The sequence below is a fragment of the Paraburkholderia sp. MM5482-R2 genome (genome assembly GCF_050436125.1).
GTDB lineage: Bacteria > Pseudomonadota > Gammaproteobacteria > Burkholderiales > Burkholderiaceae > Paraburkholderia > Paraburkholderia tuberum.
In genome coordinates this window covers 2,724,332-2,742,999 of the sequence record NZ_JBNDLP010000003.1, presented here as the reverse complement: position 1 = coordinate 2,742,999, position 18,668 = coordinate 2,724,332, and the positions used below count along the sequence as shown (strand labels likewise).

The following is an 18,668-nucleotide window of genomic DNA, read 5'->3' as shown; positions in this document are numbered from 1 at the left end:
GCGGTGTCGCCGCAAGCGGCACTGTGGCTGGCCGTCCTCGCGAGCGGTGTGTATCACGGACTCAATCCGGCGATGGGGTGGCCGCTCGCGGTGTCGAACGCGCTGATGCAGCGGCGCTCGCAAGCGCTGGTCGTAGCGCTTCTTTATCTCGCGGCGGGGCACGCGCTCGCCATATTGCTGATGATGCTGCCGTTCGCGATGCTGGCCAGCGTGCTCGCGTGGCAGCGTCAGATGCAGATCGGCGCGAGCGTGCTGGTGATCGGCTTCGGTCTGGTGTTGCTGATGCGCCGGCGCCATCCGCGCGTACTGGCGAGAATTCCGCCGTCGCGGCTCGCGCTCTGGTCGTTCGCGGTGGCGATCGCGCACGGCGCTGGCTTGATGCTGGTGCCGATCTACCTCGGTCTGTGCCGCGCAGAAGCAATCGACAGCGCGCACCAAGCCGCCCAAACGCTGATCGAAACGAGTCTGCGCATGGCGCTGTCGGTCTCCGCGGTGCATGCGGCCGCGATGACGATGGCCGGCGGCGTGCTCGCATGGCTCGTTTATCGCTACCTCGGGCTCAGGTTCGTGTCGCGCAGCTGGTTCAATCTCGATGCGGTATGGGCGTCGAGTCTGATTCTGGTGGGCGGCGTGTCGCTGGCGTTGAACGCGGTGGCAGCGGGCGTTTCCGGTTGATTTCGACGCGGCCGATCCGGCCTATGAGGCTCCCGGGCACAGCATATGCTGCGTAGCTTCGGGCAGGGACGCCATTCCGTGCGGGTCCTGATTTTTCCTCTCGTCATCTACACCCGGAGAAGATCATGCCGCTGAAGAAAGGTACATCGAAAGAGACCGTGTCGCACAACATCAAGACCGAGTCGAAGCAGGGCAAGCCGCACAAGCAGGCTGTCGCGATCGCGTTGAATCAGGCGCGCAAGTCGGGCGCGAAGATTCCGAAGAAGAGTGAGAAATAAGCTGCTTCAGCACGCGCGGTCGTACCCATGACCGACAGGCCGCAGAAAAAGCGCGCGCATGGCGACCCGCAATCGGAGCCAGCGGATGTCGAACCCGATCAGCATCCGGCGAAGCTCGACGATTGCCGCCGTTGCGCGCTCTGGCGCAATGCGACTCAGGCCGTGCCCGGCGAAGGGCAGCGGCATGCGTCGATCGTGCTGGTCGGCGAGCAACCCGGCGACATGGAAGATCTGCAGGGCAAGCCCTTCGTCGGGCCTGCCGGCGCGTTGCTCGACAGCGCGCTCGAAGAAGCGGGCGTCAAGCGTAACGACGTCTACGTGACGAACGCCGTCAAGCATTTCAAGTGGATCGCGCGCGGCAAGCGTCGCTTGCACAAAACGCCCGCTCAGCGTGAAGTGGATGCTTGCGGCTACTGGCTCGAGCAGGAGCTCGACATGCCGCATGTGCGCGTGGTCGTGGCACTGGGCGCGACCGCGTTGAAAGCGGTTGTTCACGACTCGCACGCGCGCTTGCAGGACGCGTTCGACAAAACGCTCGAGCGCGGCGAGCAACGCGTGGTCGCGACGTACCATCCGTCGTTTGCGCTGCGCGCGCCGGACCCTGAAACGCGTCGCGAGGTGTACGAGCGAATCGTCGCAGCGTTGCGAACCGCACAGAAGCTGGCCCACGGCGGCAAGCGCTCAGGATGACGCCGGCACGTGCGTCGCTCGTAATCCGAGGCCTTTCATCAATCGTTGTGCGTCGAACGGCGCCCGAGCTTTTACATCGTTGTCGAAGTAGCAGTAGACGTCTCGCGCGGCTCGGCGAGGCGGCCGGAGTTGCGGCGCGATCAATCGCGCGTCGGCAGGCTGGGAGCCGCGGCGCCATGCATCGATTCGCTCGGCCCATCGTTGCAGAGCGTGGTCCCCATACGCACCCGAGTATTTGGCTTCGCTGCCGTGCAGGCGAATATAGACGAAGTCCGCCGTCAGATCTTCGGCGACGGGCCACGGTTCGGTGGAATCTGAAACGACGAGCGCGACCCCGTAATGCCGAAGCAAGGTCACGAACGCCGGATCGACAAAGCTCGCGTGGCGCACTTCGACCGCGTGGCGCAACTTCCGCTTGCGATCGATGGCGACATAAGGCGTCTTGACACGCGCATCATGTTGCTTCGCCAGCGCCGATGCGCTCGCGATGTCGGACGGCAACACGCTCAGAAAGCGCTCCATTGCCTCGGGCTCGAATCGGAACGACGGCGGAAATTGCCATAGGATCGGACCAAGCTTTTCGTTCAACGCGAGCAGCCCCTGCGCGAAGAAGTTCGCGATGCCGACACGTGCGCTCGCATCGCGAAACCGCAGCATATGAGTCAGATAGCGCGCGCCTTTGATGCCAAACACGAAGCCGTCAGGCGTTTGCGCGTACCAACGCTGCCAGCTATCGAGCGATTGAAGGCTGTAATGCGTGCCGTTGATTTCGATCGTGCCGAATAGCGCCGACGCGTACTGTAATTCCGCTGCATGTTTGAGATCCTCTGGGTAAAAGCTGCCGCGCCAACCTTGGTAGCGCCAGCCGGAAATGCCGATACGTACATCGCCGGTTTTCTTCATTCGCGCGTCGAGTCCGGCGGAATGGGGTTCGGCGTCCGGCTCCGACTCGACGGATCGTAGCGTCATTGAATACGCGCGATTTGCTTCGCGACCGCGGCCGGGCTGTCGAAATTGTGATCGGGCAGACGGTCGACCAGATCGACGATGTCGGTATTCGCCTGATTTTTGCGCGCCTGCGCGGCCAGCTTTTCGCGTGTGGTCGGGTAATTCACACCACTGATTGCTTTTTCGACGTCAGCGGGATTCGGCTGACCGGGGTGGCGGTGATCCTGGGAATGGGCGGGGTGCTGTGACATGGTTCCTCCTTGAATGAGTACATCACGACTGCGCGCCTACTGCTATGTGTCGCATATCTCGTGCCTCAGCGCGCGGGCTCGTGTTGAGTTTTCCAGCGACGCACGTCGTGCGAATGGAAAAGAACCCAGCGATGAGGAACGCGAATTGCGCGCAGCCGGCAAAGTAGCGCCGCTGACACAGGACCTTTCGAGGAGCAGGCCATCATGAGCACGATGCTCGCCTATCGCATTCACCGCTTCGGCGGTCCCGAGGTGTTCAAGGCCGAGAAGATCGAGATCCCCGAGCCTGGCGCCGGCCAGGTGCTGGTGCGCGTGCGCGCGGCCAGCGCCAATCCGGTGGACCTGAAGACGCGCTCGGGCCAGTACCCGTTGATTCGTGAAGAGAAACTGCCCTATACGCTGGGGCGCGATTTTTCCGGAGTGGTCGAACGGGTCGGCGAGGGCGTTGGGCAATGGCGCGCGGGCGAGCAGGTGTATGGCTTCGTTGGCCAGGGACAGGGTGCGTACGCGGAATTCGTCGTCGTGTCCGCGAGCGCGTTAGCGCATGCGCCGGAAAAACTCGATGTGGGGTCCGCGGGCGCCGTGCCGCTCGCCGCGTTGACCGCATGGCAGGGCCTGTTCGATCACGGCTGCCTCGAAGCCGGCGGCCGCGTGCTGATCCATGCGGGCGCGGGCGGCGTTGGACATTTCGCCGTGCAGTTCGCCAAGCAGAAGGGCGCGCAAGTGTACGCTACGGCGTCCGGCGACGGCATCGAGTTCGTGCGCTCGCTCGGTGCGGATCGCGTGATCGACTATCACGCGCAGCGCTTCGAAGACGTCGCGCGCGACATCGACCTCGTGTTCGATCTGATCGGCGGCGATACGCAGCGCCGCTCGTGGTCGGCCGTGGCGACCGGTGGCGCGCTGGTCTCGACGCTCAACGAGCCGTCGCAGACCGAGGCGTCGAACCATGGCGCACGGGCCACGCGTTATACCGCGCGACCCGACGGCCGGCAATTGACGGAGATCGCGTCGTTGCTCGACAAGGGCAGCGTGCGTGTCGTGGTCGCCGAACGGTTTGCGTTCGATGCGACGGCCAGGGCGCTGGAACGGCTCGCGAAAGGCCATGTGCGCGGCAAGATCGTGGTGGAGGTGGCGTCGTAGTACGGAGAGCGCGCGCTGTCTGCTAGTTCGGATTCGCGTCGTCGCTCGCGCTGCGCAGCGGCGCGCGGCTCTGATCGTTATTCAGATGCACGAACTTTCTCAACAGTCTCAATAGCTCTCGCGCATCCTCGTCTCCCATCCCGTCGAGCAGGCCGTGATTGAGCGCGTTGACGCCGGGGATCAATTCATCGAGCAACTGCTCTCCAGCCGGCGTCAGCAATAGACGACGCTGGCGGCGCGGCAGAACTTCGCGCACGATCCAGCCTTTCGCTTCGAGCCGTACCGCGATATCGGCGGTGGTCGACGTGTCGAGGCCGACTCGCTGCGCGAGCGTGACCTGATCGAGTCCGGGCAATTCCTGCAGCATTCTGAGCACCGCATACTGAACGGGCGTCACCTCGCGTCCGATCAGATCATGAAACATGGACACCGAAATCTGATGCGCGCGTCGGATCAAATGGCCGGGCTGGTCGTACAGATCGATGCTGATCGCGGAAGTGCTGGTATCGGTTGAAGTGACCATATTAGTTCTGAAGACCTCGCGCCTTTTCGTTGCGAATGGAAATGGCGAACCGGCGTTCGTGTTACCTGATTGAAAGTTCGTCTAGGGGAAAACCTTCATTTAATCATTAAAGACGCATTGAGTACACTGAATCTCAATGAGTAGGCTGAATGCAATCCATGAATAATCCAGGGAGTGAGACTGACATGTTTCCCAAGAACGCGTGGTACGTCGCATGTGTGCCCGATGAAGTCGCGGATAAGCCGCTCGGCCGGCAGATCTGCGGCGAGCCGATGGTTTTCTATCGCAACGCGGAAGGCGCCGTGGTGGCGCTCGAAGACTTCTGTCCGCATCGCGGCGCGCCGCTGTCGCTCGGTTTCGTGCGCGATGGCACGCTCGTGTGCGGCTATCACGGCCTCGAAATGGGCTGTCAGGGCAAGGCGACCGGCATGCCGGGGCAACGCGTCAACGGCTTTCCATCGATTCGCAACTATCCAGCGATCGAGCGCTATGGCTTCGTCTGGGTGTGGCCCGGCGATGCGGCGCAGGCCGATGCCGCCAAGCTGCATCATCTGGAGTGGGCCGAGAGTGCCGAATGGGCGTACGGCGGCGGTCTTTATCACATCCGCTGCGATTACCGGCTAATGATCGACAACCTGATGGATCTGACGCACGAGACCTATGTGCACGCGAACAGCATCGGGCAAAAGGAAATCGACGAGGCCGCGCCCAAAACCGTGGCCGAAGGCGATACCGTGCGCACGAGCCGTTTCATGGAAAACGTCGCGGCGCCGCCGTTCTGGAAGATGGCGTTGCGCGGCAATGGTCTCGCCGACGACGTGCCCGTCGACCGTTGGCAGATCTGCCACTTCACGCCGCCGAGTCACGTGCTGATCGAGGTAGGCGTCGCGCATGCCGGGCATGGCGGCTATCACGCGCCGGCCGACCAGAAAGCGTCGTCGATCGTGGTGGATTTCATCACGCCGGAAACGGAAACCTCGATCTGGTATTTCTGGGGCATGGCGCGCAATTTCCGTCCCGACGATGCGGCGCTGACCGCGAGTATCCGCGAAGGGCAGGGCAAGATTTTCAGTGAAGATCTGGAGATGCTCGAACGTCAGCAGCAGAACCTGTTGCGCTGGCCCGAGCGCAATCTGCTGAAACTCAATATCGATGCGGGCGGCGTGATGTCGCGTCGCGTGATCGATCGGCTCGTCGCGCAGGAACGCGCGGAGACGGGCGCGCCGCAGGCTGAAGTGACGCGCGTCATTCCCGTGCGGACGGCGACATGAATCATCCCGTGCTGAATGTGGTGGTGGCGCGCCGGCGCGACGAAGCGCTCGGTATCGCGAGCTTCGAACTCGCGAGCGAAAACGCTCAGGCGTTGCCGGCGTTCGACGCCGGCTCGCACGTCGACGTGCATTTGCCAAACGGGCTCGTGCGTCAGTACTCGTTGTGCAACGATCCGCGCGAAACGCATCGCTATCTGATCGCGGTGCTGCGCGACGAAGGGGGACGCGGCGGATCGAAAGCGGTGCACGATCTGGTCCGCGAAGGCGATCGCCTGCAGATCAGCGCGCCGCGCAATCATTTCGCGCTCGCTGACGATGCGGCTCATCATCTGCTGCTCGCGGGCGGGATCGGCGTCACGCCGATTCTTTGCATGGCCGAGCGGCTTGCCGCCACGGGCGCTTCGTTCGACATGCACTACTGCACGCGCTCGAAGAAACGCACGGCGTTCGTCGAGCGTCTCGCACAAGCTGGCTTCGCGAAGTCGGTCCAGCTTCATCACGATGACCATCCGGGCGGCTCGACGTTCGATATCGAGCAGACGCTCAGCGATGCGCCGGCCGGCACCCACCTGTATGTCTGCGGTCCGCGCGGCTTCATGGACTTCGTGCTCGAGACCGCGCGTGCGAAGGGCTGGCCGGAAAACAGGCTGCACTACGAGTTCTTCGGCGCGGCCGCGAATCAGGCGGCGACGGGCGGCAGCTTCCAGGTACGCATCGCGAGCAGCGGCGCGACGATCGACGTGCCGCCCGAATGCACGGTCGTGCAGGCGCTGGCCGCGCATGGCGTCGAAGTGATCACGTCGTGCGAGCAGGGCGTGTGCGGTACCTGTTTGACGCGGGTGCTGTCCGGTGAGCCGGATCATCTGGATTCGTATCTGACCGATGAGGAACGCGCGGCAAACGATCAGTTCCTGCCGTGCTGCTCGCGCGCGAAATCGCCGCTGCTGGTGCTCGATCTGTGATTTTCTGCGGTACGACGGGCCTGATGCCCGTCGTACCGCTTATTTATTGCGCTTTTCCCTCAGAATCCGACGAACTTACCGTGCGCACACTCAACGCCGGATCGTGCGCAATCGCTTCTTCGGAGAACGGAATAAACGTCCAGCGTTGGGCCGCGTAATCGCGCGTCCCGTCGGCATAGTGCGGCGACGCCGGGTCATCCGATTCTGACGGTGCGAGCAGCGTGCGCGCGATCACCTGAGCGCCGGCGAACGACACTATCTGCAGATAGGTGTCGCCCATTGGCTTGACGTTCATCGAATAGCCGCTCGCATCGAAGGGATGCGCGGCACACGCCGAGGTGAAATAGCCGCCCGCGTCGCAACCCCCGAATAGCGCAATGCGCTCGTCGTTGCGTTGCACGTAGAGCGCCGCGCTGCGCGGTGCATCGATCGCTATGCCGGCGCGTTGCAGTGCCGCGAGCGCGTCATGCAGCGCGGCGGCGAGCTGCGCCGGATCGGCGGCGATGCCCGCGGGTGTGGTCAACGGCTTCGCGGGATCGAACGGTACCGCGTATAGCTGCGCGGGCGGTATCGTCAGCAGACGTCGCCACAGTTCGTCCCACAAGGTTGCCCCCACTGCGTCGGCTGCGGCCGTATCGTCCCATGCGGCGAGAACCCTGCACGCCGCGCGCTGCGGGTCGGCGTTCGGGTCGGCCGGCAGGGCCGCGAGCGTGTCGCTGCCGCACAGACGGTCGAGCACGGGTTGCTTGAACAGCAACGCCGACATCGAGCGGCTGTCGAGCGCAGCGTGACCGAGCGCATCGGCGCAAACGCCATGCGGATCGCTCTGCAATTGCGCCGCGATCGTATGGCCCAGTCGCGTGCGCAGCGTCTGCGGCGTCGCGGTCGCACCGATGATCTTCGCGTAACCGGTCATCGGTTCGGCCGGGTTGCTGAGCCAGTAACTGTCGTTGAAATTGCCGACATAGTCGCGCCGAAGCAGCGACGGCATCTGCGCGACCGGCAACGCATGATGCTGTACCGCGCCGGGCTCGTCGCGCCAGTCGCAGTCGTTGCGCGAACCGTCGAGGACCGGCACGCCGGGCATGATCCGCGCCAGTGCCCGGCCGACCGGCGGCGTGCAACGCTGCGTGAGTTCGTCGGGCACGTCCGGGGTCGCGCCGATATCGGCGTACCAGACGCGTGGATCGTCACGGCCGATCGCGAGCGTGTTGACCCATGGCACCGCCGCGTTCTTCTTCTGGATGGCGATGAAATCGTCGAGCGAGGCCGCCTGATTCCATGCGCGGAAGTTTTCGAACACGCGGAAGTTGTCGGTATTGATATCGCGCAGCGCGAACGCCTGCTGCGCATTCCACGCGAGCGCGGGCGACATCGCGCCGAGATTGACCAGCGCTCCGAAGCGCGAACGATACAGCGTGCGCGACACGGTATGCATTGAACCGTCGGCGGCGCGTACCTCGACGTTCACGCGCGTCGGCGTCATCGCTTCGCTGTTGCCGTCGACCTGATACCGGGTTGGCGCGCCAGGTTCGAGCGTCAGCTTGAAGAGGCCGAAGCGCTTCGCGGTGGAGACGGTATGGGTCCAGGCGACGTTGTCGTTGAAGCCGATCATGATCAGCGGTACACCGAGAAACGACACGCCGCTGACGTTCAGCTTGCCAGGAATAGTGAGTTGAGCCTGGTAGAAGCGATCGGGGCCGGTCCAGAACCAGTGCGGATTGCCGAGCAGCAGCGCGCTGCCGGTGTGCGTCGCGTCCGCGCCGAACGCGAGAGCGTTGCTGCCGATGCCCGCATGGCCGCCGAATTCGGCGAGCGGTGGGTCGACGGGGGCGTCGTCGTGCAACGCGCTTTGCGGCGGCACCGGCATCGGCTGGGGCGGTTGCGCGGTCGCGATCGCGTTGATGAAGCGCGCCTCGCCACCGGCCAGATTCGCCGCGATCTGACGCCGGTACAAGTCCGCGTTGCTGATCTTGCCGAGCCACGGCGCGGCGCGGCAGGCCGCATGCGCGCCCGGGAAATCCCCGTGCGCGAGATCGGCGACGTAGCGGTTATAGCCGGCGACGAAGCCGTCGATCAACGCGCGCATGTCGTCGGTCTGGCTTTTGCGGTAACGCGCGACGGTCGCATCGTCGACGATGAAACGGAAGAAGAAATCCGAATTGAGATTGTCGGGCTGGCCGAACGTCGCGCCGAGCGTGGGCCGCGCGTCGGCGCCGAAGAAGCGCGAGCGTTCGCCGCGATAGGTGACGAAGCTTTCGGCCATCGTGCACAGATCGTCTTGCGCCTGTGCGTAGCCGTATCCGTAGCCGAGGCTGCCCCAGTTGTCGGCGTTGATGTGCGGAATGCCGAGCGCGGTGCGGCGGATGTCGGCGCGATACGGGCCGGTGTGCGCGACGTTGTCCGCATCGGGACTCGCGCAGCTTGGCAGAGCGGCGGCGACGGGCAGGGCGATCAGCAGGGCGGCGAGGCGGCGGAGCAGAGAGACGTTCGAACGCATGGCCTTTTGTGGTTGGGCGAACGTTGAGCGGTGACGGGCGTGTCGCTCGGCGTCAAGGAAGATTGTGAATGGACGCCCCGTTTGGGCGTGCTCTGATATCAGATGACGGGAAATACATCGCCCGGTATGCATATCTGCCTCGCGACCGGATCGCCTTGAGGCTCTACCGCGCTACTACAACAGAATTGCTCGCCGAGCGAGTATATCGATATCCCGGACGAATCCGGCTGTTCTGGACAGAGGACTCTCTGACATACGACACATCGGCGGAAGGCGACGACGGAGAAATTGAGCTACCGCCGTCATGGTGGGACCGTGCCAAGGCAAAACTGCCTTGAAGAATGTTCTCAGTCGACGAGTGCAAGAAGCCTTGCCGAAAGCGCTGGGCGCCGTCAATGGCATGACACGGTTTTCAAGGCTGGGCGACCGGACGTGCGAGCGGAGCTAGCCGCGCGAAACCCGCTGGGCGGCGGGCTTCAGGCGCAGGTTTTGGTGCTGAGACAGCGATTATTTCCACCGGGAGAGGGCTAGTCGTCAAGCTTTCGCTGACCACGCTTCCTGCTCCGCCGGAAAACCAGCACAGCTGCGGCGAACCCTAGCGCGATTGCAGCCGACGATATGAGGAAGGCCAAGTCGGATTCTTGATACGCCGTCTTGACCCCATACATACGAACCGCCCATTTCCATATCGGGTTCGAAAAGTTCAAGGGCGTATCCGGATGCCAAATCCACCAGACTGCATTAGCAGAGATTGCGAGCACGAAAGCTATGCCGACAGCTAGACAGAGCAGGATTGTTTTCATGCCACCGTCACTACGCCGTACGCTTTAAGTTCAGACCCGGGTACTGATACTTTCGGTGTATCGGTGAGTATCGAGCGGATACGCTGCCAATCACTTTGCAGGTCGATCGTTATGCACCCCTCGCTCCTACCGAATCTCCCCTTTGGATGCAAACGAAACTGGCCGCGAACGATGTTATCGCAAAGGACCGAGTCATCGTCGATATTCCCGTCGATTGCATGGAGCGCAAACCATTCGCTCTTGTTATTGCCGTTCAGGTTGAGCGCATCTTCCCACGGGCCGAGCTTCCCGCCCGATCTCCGATCAAAAAGATAGTATCTGCCGACCGGTATGGCGCCGAAGACCGGCGTGCACGTTAGAGCCACCTTATTGATATAACCTTGCTGCCCGGAGTAAGCAGAAAACGATAGTGCGCCAATCCGAAATTCGCTCATCGGTTTATTATTCAGTTTGAATGAGCATTGAAGCATCAGTCCTCCATATCGACTGGAAAGAGTGAAACAAGAAATAGTTCAGTGATGCCGTACGGCCATTTTAAAGGCGATTTATTTTGAGAAAACCACTATTAAAAAAGATTTCCGCGCCAACAGCGATTATTTCCACCGTGAGATGGCTAGTCGTCAAGCTTTCGCTGACCACGCTTCCTGCTCCGCCGGAAAACCAGCACAGCTGCGGCGAACCCTAGCACGATTGCGGCCGACGACATGAGGAAGGCCAAGTCGGATTCTTGATATGCCGTCTTGACCCCATACAGACGAACCGCCAATTTCCATATCGGGTTCGAAAAGTTCAAGGGCGCTTCGGGATTCATCATCCACCACAGCGCATTGGCAAAGATTGCGAGCAGTAAGCCGAAACCGACCGCGAGGCAGATTAGGAGCTTTCTCATCTCACCATCACTTCACCGTACGCTTTAAGTTCCGAACCGGGAACTGAAACTTTCGGCGTATCGGTTAGTATTGAACGGATATGACGCCAGTCCGCGAGTTGATCGATAGTTATGCAGCCCTCGCTTTTCCCCAATCTTCCCTTTGGATGCAATCGGAATCGGCCGCGAATGATTCCGTCGCATAAGAGTTTGTCGTCGTCAATATCACCGTCGATAGCGTGGAGCGCGAACCATTCGCTCTTGTTATTGCCATTCAGGTTAAGCTGATCTTTCCATGGCCCAAGAATGCCTCCGGACCTTCGGTCAAAAATATAATACCTGCCGACGGGAATGGCGCCATACTTCGGCGTGCACATTCCAGCCGCCCTATTGATATAACCTTCCTGCCCAGAGTATGCGGGAAACGCTAGCGCGCCAATCCGAAATTCGCTCATTGGCTTATTATTCAGTTTGAATGAGCATTGAAGCATCAGTCCTCCATATCGACTGACAAGTGTGATATAAGAAAAATAGTTCAGTTATGCCGCGCGGCCATTTTAAAGGCAATTTATTTTGAGAAGGCCATTATTGAAAAAATTTCTGCAGCAACCATTCCTGCCTACGCAGCAGCTCGTCTACGCGTTCGCATAACCGAGCGAATGCAACCTTCTGCTGACCTATTCAAGTCAGCGCGAACCTCACGCCCGCACCTCGGCAGACGCGGTCTGATTTTTGCTGATGTGCTCGGACGTCGCCTCGTTCGCAGGCGACGGCGCGTGTCGAAAGGTCATCACTGTCAGCGGGGTTCTCAGTGGCAGCAGCGGAAGCATCCAGAACGTCAGGCCGGCGCGTCACGCGCGGCAGCGTCAGATTGTTACCGGCGCTGGCTATCGGTTTCGCCAACTCCGCACACGCGAACACGGTGGCGCCGCTGAACTACTTCCTGCATGCGGCTGGCCCGGCGGCTCGTCCGACGCTGTACCTCGGCTGGGTTTTCACCGCGATCGTGACGCTGGTCACGCTGATCGTCGCCGGCCTGTTGATCGGCGCGATGGTCCGCAAGCGTCCCGCGGCGCAACCGGATGCGCTGAGCGCCGAGCCCGGCGGCATCCGCTGGGTGTTCGTCGGCACCGCGGTGTCGTCGGTCGTGCTGTTGGCGATGCTGGTCTATGCATTGATCACGCTCGAATCGGTGGCGTCGCCCGCGTCGGATCCGCAATTGACGATCACCGTGACCGCTTACGACTGGTGGTGGAAAGCCGATTACCGCGACGATCCGAACCCCGCCCGCAACTTCAGCACGGCGAACGAGATTCATATTCCGGTCGGTGAGCCGGTGAAGATTCAGCTCAAGAGCGCGGACGTCGTGCACGCATTCTGGGTGCCGCAACTCGCAGGCAAGACGCAGACGATTCCAGGCCAAACCAACGAGCAGTGGCTGCAGGCGGACCGTCCCGGTATTTATCGGGGGCAGTGCTCGCAGTTCTGCGGCGCGCAGCACGCGCATATGGCGTTCGAAGTGATCGCGCAGGACGCCGCGGCGTTCAACGCGTGGCGCGACGCGCAGGGACGCGCGGCCACCGTGCCCGCGGGCGACGCGGCCGTCGCGGCCGGCCAGCATCTGTTCGAGGAGCGCTGCGCCGGTTGCCACACGATTCGCGGCACCAAGGCGACTGGCGTGCAGGCGCCCGATCTGACCCATCTCGGTTCGCGTCGCACGATCGCGGCAGGCGCGCTCAGCAACACGCCCGACCATCTGCTCGACTGGATCGAGCACGCCCAGCGGATCAAACCCGATGCATTGATGCCCAGTATCGCGCTGACCACCAGCGAGGCCGCCGCGTTGTCGGCGTATCTCGCGACGCTGCATTGAAGCGCATCGCACTCGAGGAGTCCGTTCAATGTCCGATCATCCCGCTTCCGCTTCGCTACCCGCGCTGACCCGCACGCCGCGGCGCGGCCGTGTCGAGCCCGGCAGCGAGCAGGAAAAGCGGCTGCGCGAAATCTGGGAGTCGCGGCCCGGCTGGCGCGGCTGGTTCTCGACGGTCGATCACAAGACCATCGGCTTGCGCTACCTGGTGAGCGCGTTCATCTTTCTGCTGATGGGCGGCGTCGAAGCGCTGATCATGCGCGTTCAACTGGCGCGCCCCAACGCAACGGTGCTGACGCCCGAACAGTACAACCAGCTGTTCACGATGCACGGACTGACGATGATCTTTCTGTACGCGCTGCCCGTTCTGTCCGGCTTCTCGAACTATCTATGGCCGCTCGTGCTCGGCGCGCGCGACATGGCCTTTCCGCGCCTGAACGCGCTGTCGTATTGGGTGTTCCTGTTCGCCGGCATCTTCCTGTATGCGAGTTTTCCGACGGGCCAGGCGCCCGACGCCGGCTGGTTCAACTACGTGCCGCTGTCCGGCCTCGAGTACAGCAACGGCCCGAATATCGACGTGTACGCGCTCGGCATGGTGCTGCTCGGCATTTCGACGACGGTCGGCGCGATGAACTTCGTCGTCACGCTGCTGAGGATGCGCGCGCCGGGCATGTCGCTCGATCGCGTGCCGGTGCTCGTGTGGGGCACGCTGACCGCGTCGGCCGGCAATCTGTTGGCGGTGCCGTCGGTGAGCCTCGCGTTTCTGATGCTGTGGATGGACCGCCGCATCGGCACGCATTTCTTCGACGTGCTCAATAGCGGGCGGCCGCTGCTCTGGCAGCACCTGTTCTGGATTTTCGCGCACCCGTGGGTCTACGTGGTCGTGTTGCCGGCCATGGGTATCGTGTCGGATGCGTTGCCGGTCTTTTGCCGCCGGCCGCTGGTCGGTTACGGGCCGGTCGCGTTGGCGACGGTCGCGACGATGGTGGTCGGCTTTGCCGTGTGGATTCACCATATGTTCGCGACCGGTATCCCCGCGCTCGCGCTGTCGTTCTTCGGCTCGGCCAGCATGGTCATCGCGGTGCCGAGCGCGGTCGCGACGTTCGCCTGGGTCGCGACGATCTGGACCGGTCGCCCCGTGTATCGCGTGCCGTTCCTGTTTTTCGCGGGCTTCGTGCTGCTGTTCGTGATCGGCGGCGTCTCCGGCGTGATGACGGCCGCGGTGCCGTTCGACTGGCAACTCACCGACACGTACTTCGTCGTCGCGCATCTGCACTACGTGCTGCTTGGCATCAACGTATTTCCGGTGATCGGCGGCATCTACTTCTGGTTTCCAAAATTCACCGGCAGGATGACGAACGAGCGTCTCGGCAAGCTCGCGTTCTGGGTGCTGTTCATCGGCTTCAACGTCGCGTTCTTTCCGATGCATATCGCGGGACTGCTCGGCATGCCGCGCCGCATGTACACGTATCCCGCCGACATGGGCTGGAACACGGTGAATCTCGTCACGTCGCTCGGTTCGTTCCTGTTTGCGGCCGGCGTGCTGCTGTTTCTGATCGATATCGCGGTGAGCCTGAGGCGCGGAAAGGTCGCCGGCAACAATCCGTGGGACGCGCCGACGCTCGAATGGTCGATCAGCTCGCCGCCGCCGCCGTACAACTTCGCGGTGGTGCCGACGCTCGCGAGCCGGCATCCGTTGTGGGAAGGCCGGATCGAAGAGCCGGGCGACGCGGTTCAAACACGCTCGCAACTCGACGAAGGCTATCTGCTCGCGCAAGGTCGCGAAGCGTTGGGCACGACCGCGCTCGAGGCGAGTCCCGACGTGATCCTGAAGATGCCCGAAGATTCGTACGCGCCGTTCTGGCTCGCGGTCTTTGCCGCGCTATTGTTCGCGGGGCTCGCGTTGACCGCCTGGGTGTTCGTGGGGGCGATGCTGGCCGGCTGCGCGGTCTCGATCATCACGTGGCTGTGGCCCGAGCGCGCGCTGATCCAGCGCGAGCCGGTCGCGGTCGAGGATGCGGGAGGCTGACATGAGCGATGCACTGGATCTCAATCGCTCGTCGAGCGAACCGGACGAGACCGCGCGTGCGTTGCCGGTTGGCAGCGCGGGCGAGCGATCGAGCGGCTGGTGGGGCTGCTTCACGCTGATCACGACCGAAGGCGCGCTGTTCGGCTATCTGATCTTCTCGTATCTGTATCTGGCCTCGCAAAGCCAGCAGCATTGGCCGCCGGAAGGATTGCCGAAGCTCGGGCTCGGCAGCGCCAATACGGTCATTCTGCTATCGAGCAGCGTGTTCGTCTGGTTCTGCGAGCGCTGCGTGCGTCGGCGGCGATTGCGGCTCGGTGTCGCGTCGATGGCGGTGGGCATCGTGCTGGGCTGCATCTTCTTGGGCATTCAGTTGCGCGAATGGCACAACCACCCCTATGGGCTGACCTCGCATCTCTATGGTTCGCTGTACTTCACGATTACCGGCTTTCACATGGCGCACGTACTGGTCGGGATCGTCGTGCTGACGCTGCTGGCGATCTGGACCGCGCTCGGCTATTTCGACGACAAACGCTGCGCGGCGCTGTCGGTCGGTGGGCTGTATTGGCACTTCGTCGATGTCGTCTGGCTGTTCATTTTCAGCACGCTGTATCTGACGCCGTATCTGTTCCGGGAGTGGTCATGACGACAGCGCCCAGAGACTCGCACATCTCGATGCCCTACGTGCTGATCGGTCTGCTCGCGGCGCCGTTCGCGTGGCTGTTGCAGATGATGCTCGCGGAAGCGCTCGCGGCGCAGGCCTGCTATCCGCACAACCATCCGCTCGGCGCGCCGCTCGTGTCGTGGATGCGTCCGGCGCTCGTCGCGCTCGGCACCGTGTGTCTGATCGCGGGCGCGTTCGGCACGTGGGTCGCGTGGCGCAATTTGCGCCGCGTCGCGCCACTGAAGTTCGGTGCGCTGAACGGCGAGCGCCGCACGCGTGCCGAACTCGACTGGTTTCTGACGCACGTCGCGGTGATGTGCAGCACGCTGTTTCTGTTCGCATTGATCGCAACGGATGCCGCGGTCGCGATCGTATCGCCGTGCAGGTGGTGGTGATGAAGCGCGACGTTCTCAACGCGCTCAGGTTCGCCATCGCGGCCGCATGGCCGCTGACGATAGCAGCGACCGCAAACGCCGCCAGCGCCTCCACCGACGCCGCGCAGGTCGCGCGCGGCGCATATCTCGCCAAAGCCGCCGATTGCGCCGGTTGCCACACCGCCGCGCCGCGCGTCCCGCATCCGGGCGCGGCGCCTGAGGCCACACCGCCGTTTGCCGGCGGCCTCGGCATGGGTTCGCCGTTCGGCACGATCTATACGTCGAACATCACGCCGGATCCGCAATACGGCATCGGCCGCTATAGCTATGACGACTTCGCGCGCGCGTTGCGCGAGGGCATCGCGCCCGGGGGCAAGCGGCTTTATCCGGCGATGCCGTACCCGTCGTTCGCGAAAATCACCGATGACGACATGCATGCTCTCTACGCATACTTCATGCACGGCGTGCAACCGGTCGCGGCGCCTGCTCCGCAAACGCGCTTGCCGTTTCCATTCAATCAGCGCTGGGTATTGATGTTCTGGGACTGGGCATTCGCGCCGAAAGGCCAGTTCAAAGCCGATGCGAAACGCGATGCGCAATGGAATCGCGGCGCGTACCTGGTGCAATCGCTCGGCCATTGCGGCGCCTGCCACACGCCGCGCGGACCGGCGTACGAAGAGCGCGGCTATGACGAGTCGGCATCGGCCTATCTGACGGGAGGCACCAACGATCACTGGTTCGCGCCGAACCTGAGCGCCGACCCGGGCTCGGGGCTCGGCCGCAGTTCCGCGACCGACATCGTCGAGTTCCTTCGAAACGGCCACGGCGGCGGACTCATCCCGTTCGGCAGCATGGTGCAGGTCGTCGAAGACAGCACGCAGTACCTGAACGACGACGATCTCGCGGCGATCGCCGCGTATTTGAAGAGCCTGCCGCCGCGCGCGCCAAGCGGCTATTTCAACGCCCGCTCCGCCGCCGCGCAGCAAACCGTACGGGCGCTGAAAACCGGGGATGTGGAAAGACCCGGCGCGGGCATTTACGCATCGTATTGCGCGCGCTGTCATCAGATGGACGGGGCGGGGGTGCCGAACAAGTATCCGCGCCTCGCGGGCAACCCCGCGGTGTTGTCGGCGTCGAGCGCATCATTGGTGCGCTTGCTGGTCGAAGGCGGGGGCAGTCCGCATACCGAGTCGGGACCGGAGCCGCGCAAGATGCCGTCTTTCGCCGGCAAGCTGACGGACACCGAAATGGCGCGCGTGCTCACGTTTGTTCGGACCACATGGGGAAATGCGGCCGGACCGGTCACGCGAAACGATGTGTCGAGCGTGCGCGGCGCATTGCGCAAGTGAATGCCAACGCGCCTCGTCATGCGGTGTTCTCGTTACCGTCGCAGTGGCCATTGGCGGCGCTGAACAGCGTCTTCAGCTTCGCATTGACCGCGATCAACTCCCGTACTGGCGCCGCCGCGAGTTGCTGATCGAAGAGCGTGAGAACCTGACCGAGTAGCGCGTAGGCGTCGTGATCGACCACGCAGAGGCCCGTTTCGAGTCCCGCCTGCCGGCAGCGCAGAATCGCTCCCTCCGCGTCGCGAAACAGCTCGGGTACGGCCGAACCATAGCCGCGCTGATTCAGCAGCATCGCCATGTAAATGGCCTGCGCCATGCTGCCGACGTGATATTGATTGGCGACGCCGCTGCGTAATGCCTCGAGCGTCATGTGATAGTCGAGCGAAATTTCGCCTGCTTTGGCAGGTACGATCGGGCGCAGCATAGCCTTCGGGTGCGTGCGCGGCGACTTCGCGGGTGCAGCGCGAGTAGGGCTCGCTTTTCTGGTCATAAGCTCACTGAGGCGGCCGGCTCGCGCCGGCCGCTACACCATCACGGAACCTGACAACGTCCATAACGGAAAACGGCTGCGCCGCGCGCGACGCGGCGCCGTTCCCGTTAGCCCATATGCAGACCGCCGTTCAGCGAGAAATCCGCCCCGGTCGCAAAGCCCGCTTGATCCGACGCGATCCACGCGACGATCGACGCAATCTCTTCCGGCGTGCCGAGACGCCGTACCGGAATTGTCGCGACGATTTTTTCCAGTACTTCCGGACGGATGGCCTTGACCATGTCGGTGCCGATGTAGCCCGGCGACACGGTGTTGACCGTCACGCCCTTGGTCGCCACTTCCTGCGCGAGTGACATCGTAAAGCCATGAATGCCGGCCTTGGCCGTGGAGTAGTTGGTTTGCCCGAACTGGCCTTTCTGGCCGTTGACCGACGAGATGTTGATGATGCGCCCAAAGCCTCGGCCGACCATGCCCTCGATGACCTGTTTGGTCACGTTGAACAGGCTCGTGAGATTGGTGTCGATCACCGTTTCCCAGTCTTCGAACGTCATCTTGCGGAACATGCCGTCGCGCGTGATGCCGGCGTTGTTGACGAGCACGTCGACTTCACCAACTTCTTTCCTGACCTTCTCGAACGCTTTCGCGGTGGACTCCCAATCCGCGACGTTGCCTTCCGATGCGACGAAGTTATAGCCGAGCGCTTTCTGATCTTCCAGCCATCGGGCTTTGCGCGCCGAGTTCGGGCCGCAGCCCGCGATGACGGTGTAGTTCTCTTTGTGCAAGCGCTGGCAAATGGCGGTTCCGATACCGCCCATGCCGCCGGTTACGTATGCAACACGGTTTGCCATAAGTCCTCCTTCTTGTTTGGGGTGAATTGAGCAAGTTTGATTGGAGGATGGACCTATTATTGGCAGCGGCCAACGGCTGGGACGATGGGCATTTTCACCTACGGGTTAACTGCCAAATCAGGGGTGGAATCGTTGCTT

Annotated in this window: 20 protein-coding genes; 11 read left to right on the top strand and 9 right to left on the bottom strand. The window is 62.7% G+C overall.

The features are described 5' to 3' along the window. Window positions 1-3 precede the first annotated feature (3 nt). From OKW37_RS34570 to OKW37_RS34560, 3 genes are all read left to right on the top strand, one after another. Complete coding sequence (locus tag OKW37_RS34570; RefSeq protein ID WP_429403613.1) at window positions 4-675, top strand: hypothetical protein; 672 nt, start codon at window positions 4-6, stop codon at window positions 673-675. Window positions 676-800: 125 nt separating this feature from the next. Then, window positions 801-953, top strand: a complete 153-nt coding sequence (locus OKW37_RS34565) for a DUF6496 domain-containing protein (protein WP_429403612.1) — start codon at window positions 801-803, stop codon at window positions 951-953. A 27-nt stretch (window positions 954-980) separates the two neighbouring features. Beyond that, window positions 981-1,643: a UdgX family uracil-DNA binding protein gene (locus tag OKW37_RS34560; RefSeq protein ID WP_184039215.1), complete on the top strand. Its 663-nt coding sequence runs from the start codon at window positions 981-983 to the stop codon at window positions 1,641-1,643. On the opposite strand, the gene OKW37_RS34555 is transcribed toward OKW37_RS34560, so the two are convergent. Both OKW37_RS34555 and OKW37_RS34550 read right to left on the bottom strand, forming a co-directional pair. Beyond that, window positions 1,635-2,546: a DUF72 domain-containing protein gene (locus OKW37_RS34555; protein ID WP_429404369.1), complete on the bottom strand. Its 912-nt coding sequence runs from the start codon at window positions 2,544-2,546 to the stop codon at window positions 1,635-1,637. The two genes, OKW37_RS34560 and OKW37_RS34555, sit on opposite strands and share 9 nt — an antisense overlap. 62 nt (window positions 2,547-2,608) lie before the next feature. Beyond that, window positions 2,609-2,842 (bottom strand): DUF2795 domain-containing protein, encoded by a 234-nt coding sequence (locus OKW37_RS34550; RefSeq protein WP_090809131.1) that lies wholly within the window; start codon window positions 2,840-2,842, stop codon window positions 2,609-2,611. 204 nt (window positions 2,843-3,046) lie between these two features. On the opposite strand from OKW37_RS34550, the gene OKW37_RS34545 reads away from it, so the two are divergent. Continuing rightward, complete coding sequence (locus OKW37_RS34545) at window positions 3,047-3,985, top strand: NADP-dependent oxidoreductase (protein ID WP_184067402.1); 939 nt, start codon at window positions 3,047-3,049, stop codon at window positions 3,983-3,985. A gap of 22 nt (window positions 3,986-4,007) precedes the next feature. Here OKW37_RS34545 and OKW37_RS34540 read toward each other — a convergent pair whose 3' ends face one another. Further along, complete coding sequence (locus OKW37_RS34540) at window positions 4,008-4,508, bottom strand: MarR family winged helix-turn-helix transcriptional regulator (RefSeq protein WP_090809135.1); 501 nt, start codon at window positions 4,506-4,508, stop codon at window positions 4,008-4,010. 185 nt (window positions 4,509-4,693) lie between these two features. On the opposite strand from OKW37_RS34540, the gene OKW37_RS34535 reads away from it, so the two are divergent. Both OKW37_RS34535 and OKW37_RS34530 read left to right on the top strand, forming a co-directional pair. Further along, window positions 4,694-5,779 (top strand): Rieske 2Fe-2S domain-containing protein, encoded by a 1,086-nt coding sequence (locus OKW37_RS34535; RefSeq protein WP_429403611.1) that lies wholly within the window; start codon window positions 4,694-4,696, stop codon window positions 5,777-5,779. After that, complete coding sequence (locus OKW37_RS34530) at window positions 5,776-6,741, top strand: PDR/VanB family oxidoreductase (RefSeq protein ID WP_429403610.1); 966 nt, start codon at window positions 5,776-5,778, stop codon at window positions 6,739-6,741. Before OKW37_RS34535 ends, OKW37_RS34530 begins: the two co-directional genes overlap by 4 nt. A 43-nt stretch (window positions 6,742-6,784) precedes the next feature. On the opposite strand, the gene OKW37_RS34525 is transcribed toward OKW37_RS34530, so the two are convergent. The 4 genes from OKW37_RS34525 to OKW37_RS34510 form a co-directional block, all read right to left on the bottom strand. Next, complete coding sequence (locus OKW37_RS34525) at window positions 6,785-9,241, bottom strand: penicillin acylase family protein (RefSeq protein WP_429403609.1); 2,457 nt, start codon at window positions 9,239-9,241, stop codon at window positions 6,785-6,787. A 799-nt stretch (window positions 9,242-10,040) separates the two neighbouring features. Then, a complete protein-coding gene (locus OKW37_RS34520) occupies window positions 10,041-10,514 on the bottom strand; it encodes a DUF2778 domain-containing protein (RefSeq protein ID WP_429403608.1) in 474 nt (157 codons plus the stop codon). A 143-nt stretch (window positions 10,515-10,657) separates the two neighbouring features. Beyond that, window positions 10,658-10,933, bottom strand: coding sequence for a hypothetical protein (locus OKW37_RS34515; protein ID WP_090809143.1), 276 nt, complete (start codon window positions 10,931-10,933; stop codon window positions 10,658-10,660). Beyond that, the gene (locus OKW37_RS34510; RefSeq protein WP_090809145.1) at window positions 10,930-11,403 is read right to left on the bottom strand and encodes a DUF2778 domain-containing protein; all 474 of its coding nucleotides are present in this window, start codon (window positions 11,401-11,403) and stop codon (window positions 10,930-10,932) included. The genes OKW37_RS34515 and OKW37_RS34510 overlap by 4 nt, the downstream gene beginning before the upstream one ends. Before the next feature lie 320 nt (window positions 11,404-11,723). Here OKW37_RS34510 and coxB point away from each other — a divergent pair, with 320 nt between their 5' ends. From coxB to OKW37_RS34485, 5 genes are read left to right on the top strand one after another with little or no spacing between them, the layout of a single operon-like run. After that, a complete protein-coding gene (gene coxB, locus OKW37_RS34505) occupies window positions 11,724-12,785 on the top strand; it encodes a cytochrome c oxidase subunit II (RefSeq protein ID WP_429403607.1) in 1,062 nt (353 codons plus the stop codon). 28 nt (window positions 12,786-12,813) lie between these two features. After that, the gene (ctaD, locus tag OKW37_RS34500) at window positions 12,814-14,811 is read left to right on the top strand and encodes a cytochrome c oxidase subunit I (protein ID WP_429403606.1); all 1,998 of its coding nucleotides are present in this window, start codon (window positions 12,814-12,816) and stop codon (window positions 14,809-14,811) included. Between the two features lies 1 nt (window position 14,812). Further along, entirely contained in the window at window positions 14,813-15,454 is a 642-nt protein-coding gene (locus OKW37_RS34495; protein ID WP_090810416.1) for a cytochrome c oxidase subunit 3, read from the top strand. Continuing rightward, window positions 15,451-15,867, top strand: coding sequence for a hypothetical protein (locus tag OKW37_RS34490; protein ID WP_184067424.1), 417 nt, complete (start codon window positions 15,451-15,453; stop codon window positions 15,865-15,867). The genes OKW37_RS34495 and OKW37_RS34490 overlap by 4 nt, the downstream gene beginning before the upstream one ends. Continuing rightward, a complete protein-coding gene (locus tag OKW37_RS34485; RefSeq protein WP_429403605.1) occupies window positions 15,867-17,195 on the top strand; it encodes a c-type cytochrome in 1,329 nt (442 codons plus the stop codon). The genes OKW37_RS34490 and OKW37_RS34485 overlap by 1 nt, the downstream gene beginning before the upstream one ends. A 16-nt stretch (window positions 17,196-17,211) precedes the next feature. Here the strand turns inward: OKW37_RS34485 and OKW37_RS34480 are convergent, their stop codons facing one another. Next, window positions 17,212-17,616 carry a Fis family transcriptional regulator gene (locus tag OKW37_RS34480; protein ID WP_184067430.1) on the bottom strand — a complete coding sequence of 135 codons (405 nt, stop codon included), beginning with the start codon at window positions 17,614-17,616 and terminating at the stop codon, window positions 17,212-17,214. 173 nt (window positions 17,617-17,789) lie between these two features. Further along, window positions 17,790-18,530: a 3-ketoacyl-ACP reductase gene (locus OKW37_RS34475; RefSeq protein ID WP_429403604.1), complete on the bottom strand. Its 741-nt coding sequence runs from the start codon at window positions 18,528-18,530 to the stop codon at window positions 17,790-17,792. Between the last annotated feature and the right edge of the window lie 138 nt (window positions 18,531-18,668).

Coding starts and splice junctions, on each gene's coding strand:
- OKW37_RS34565 (WP_429403612.1), top strand. CDS start 801: ATGCCGCTGAAGAAAGGTACATCGAAAGAGACCGTGTCGCACAACATC.
- OKW37_RS34560 (WP_184039215.1), top strand. CDS start 981: ATGACCGACAGGCCGCAGAAAAAGCGCGCGCATGGCGACCCGCAATCG.
- OKW37_RS34555 (WP_429404369.1), bottom strand. CDS start 2,546: ATGAAGAAAACCGGCGATGTACGTATCGGCATTTCCGGCTGGCGCTAC.
- OKW37_RS34550 (WP_090809131.1), bottom strand. CDS start 2,842: ATGTCACAGCACCCCGCCCATTCCCAGGATCACCGCCACCCCGGTCAG.
- OKW37_RS34545 (WP_184067402.1), top strand. CDS start 3,047: ATGAGCACGATGCTCGCCTATCGCATTCACCGCTTCGGCGGTCCCGAG.
- OKW37_RS34540 (WP_090809135.1), bottom strand. CDS start 4,508: ATGGTCACTTCAACCGATACCAGCACTTCCGCGATCAGCATCGATCTG.
- OKW37_RS34535 (WP_429403611.1), top strand. CDS start 4,694: ATGTTTCCCAAGAACGCGTGGTACGTCGCATGTGTGCCCGATGAAGTC.
- OKW37_RS34530 (WP_429403610.1), top strand. CDS start 5,776: ATGAATCATCCCGTGCTGAATGTGGTGGTGGCGCGCCGGCGCGACGAA.
- OKW37_RS34525 (WP_429403609.1), bottom strand. CDS start 9,241: ATGCGTTCGAACGTCTCTCTGCTCCGCCGCCTCGCCGCCCTGCTGATC.
- OKW37_RS34520 (WP_429403608.1), bottom strand. CDS start 10,514: ATGCTTCAATGCTCATTCAAACTGAATAATAAACCGATGAGCGAATTT.
- OKW37_RS34515 (WP_090809143.1), bottom strand. CDS start 10,933: ATGAGAAAGCTCCTAATCTGCCTCGCGGTCGGTTTCGGCTTACTGCTC.
- OKW37_RS34510 (WP_090809145.1), bottom strand. CDS start 11,403: ATGCTTCAATGCTCATTCAAACTGAATAATAAGCCAATGAGCGAATTT.
- ctaD (WP_429403606.1), top strand. CDS start 12,814: ATGTCCGATCATCCCGCTTCCGCTTCGCTACCCGCGCTGACCCGCACG.
- OKW37_RS34495 (WP_090810416.1), top strand. CDS start 14,813: ATGAGCGATGCACTGGATCTCAATCGCTCGTCGAGCGAACCGGACGAG.
- OKW37_RS34490 (WP_184067424.1), top strand. CDS start 15,451: ATGACGACAGCGCCCAGAGACTCGCACATCTCGATGCCCTACGTGCTG.
- OKW37_RS34485 (WP_429403605.1), top strand. CDS start 15,867: ATGAAGCGCGACGTTCTCAACGCGCTCAGGTTCGCCATCGCGGCCGCA.
- OKW37_RS34480 (WP_184067430.1), bottom strand. CDS start 17,616: ATGCTGCGCCCGATCGTACCTGCCAAAGCAGGCGAAATTTCGCTCGAC.
- OKW37_RS34475 (WP_429403604.1), bottom strand. CDS start 18,530: ATGGCAAACCGTGTTGCATACGTAACCGGCGGCATGGGCGGTATCGGA.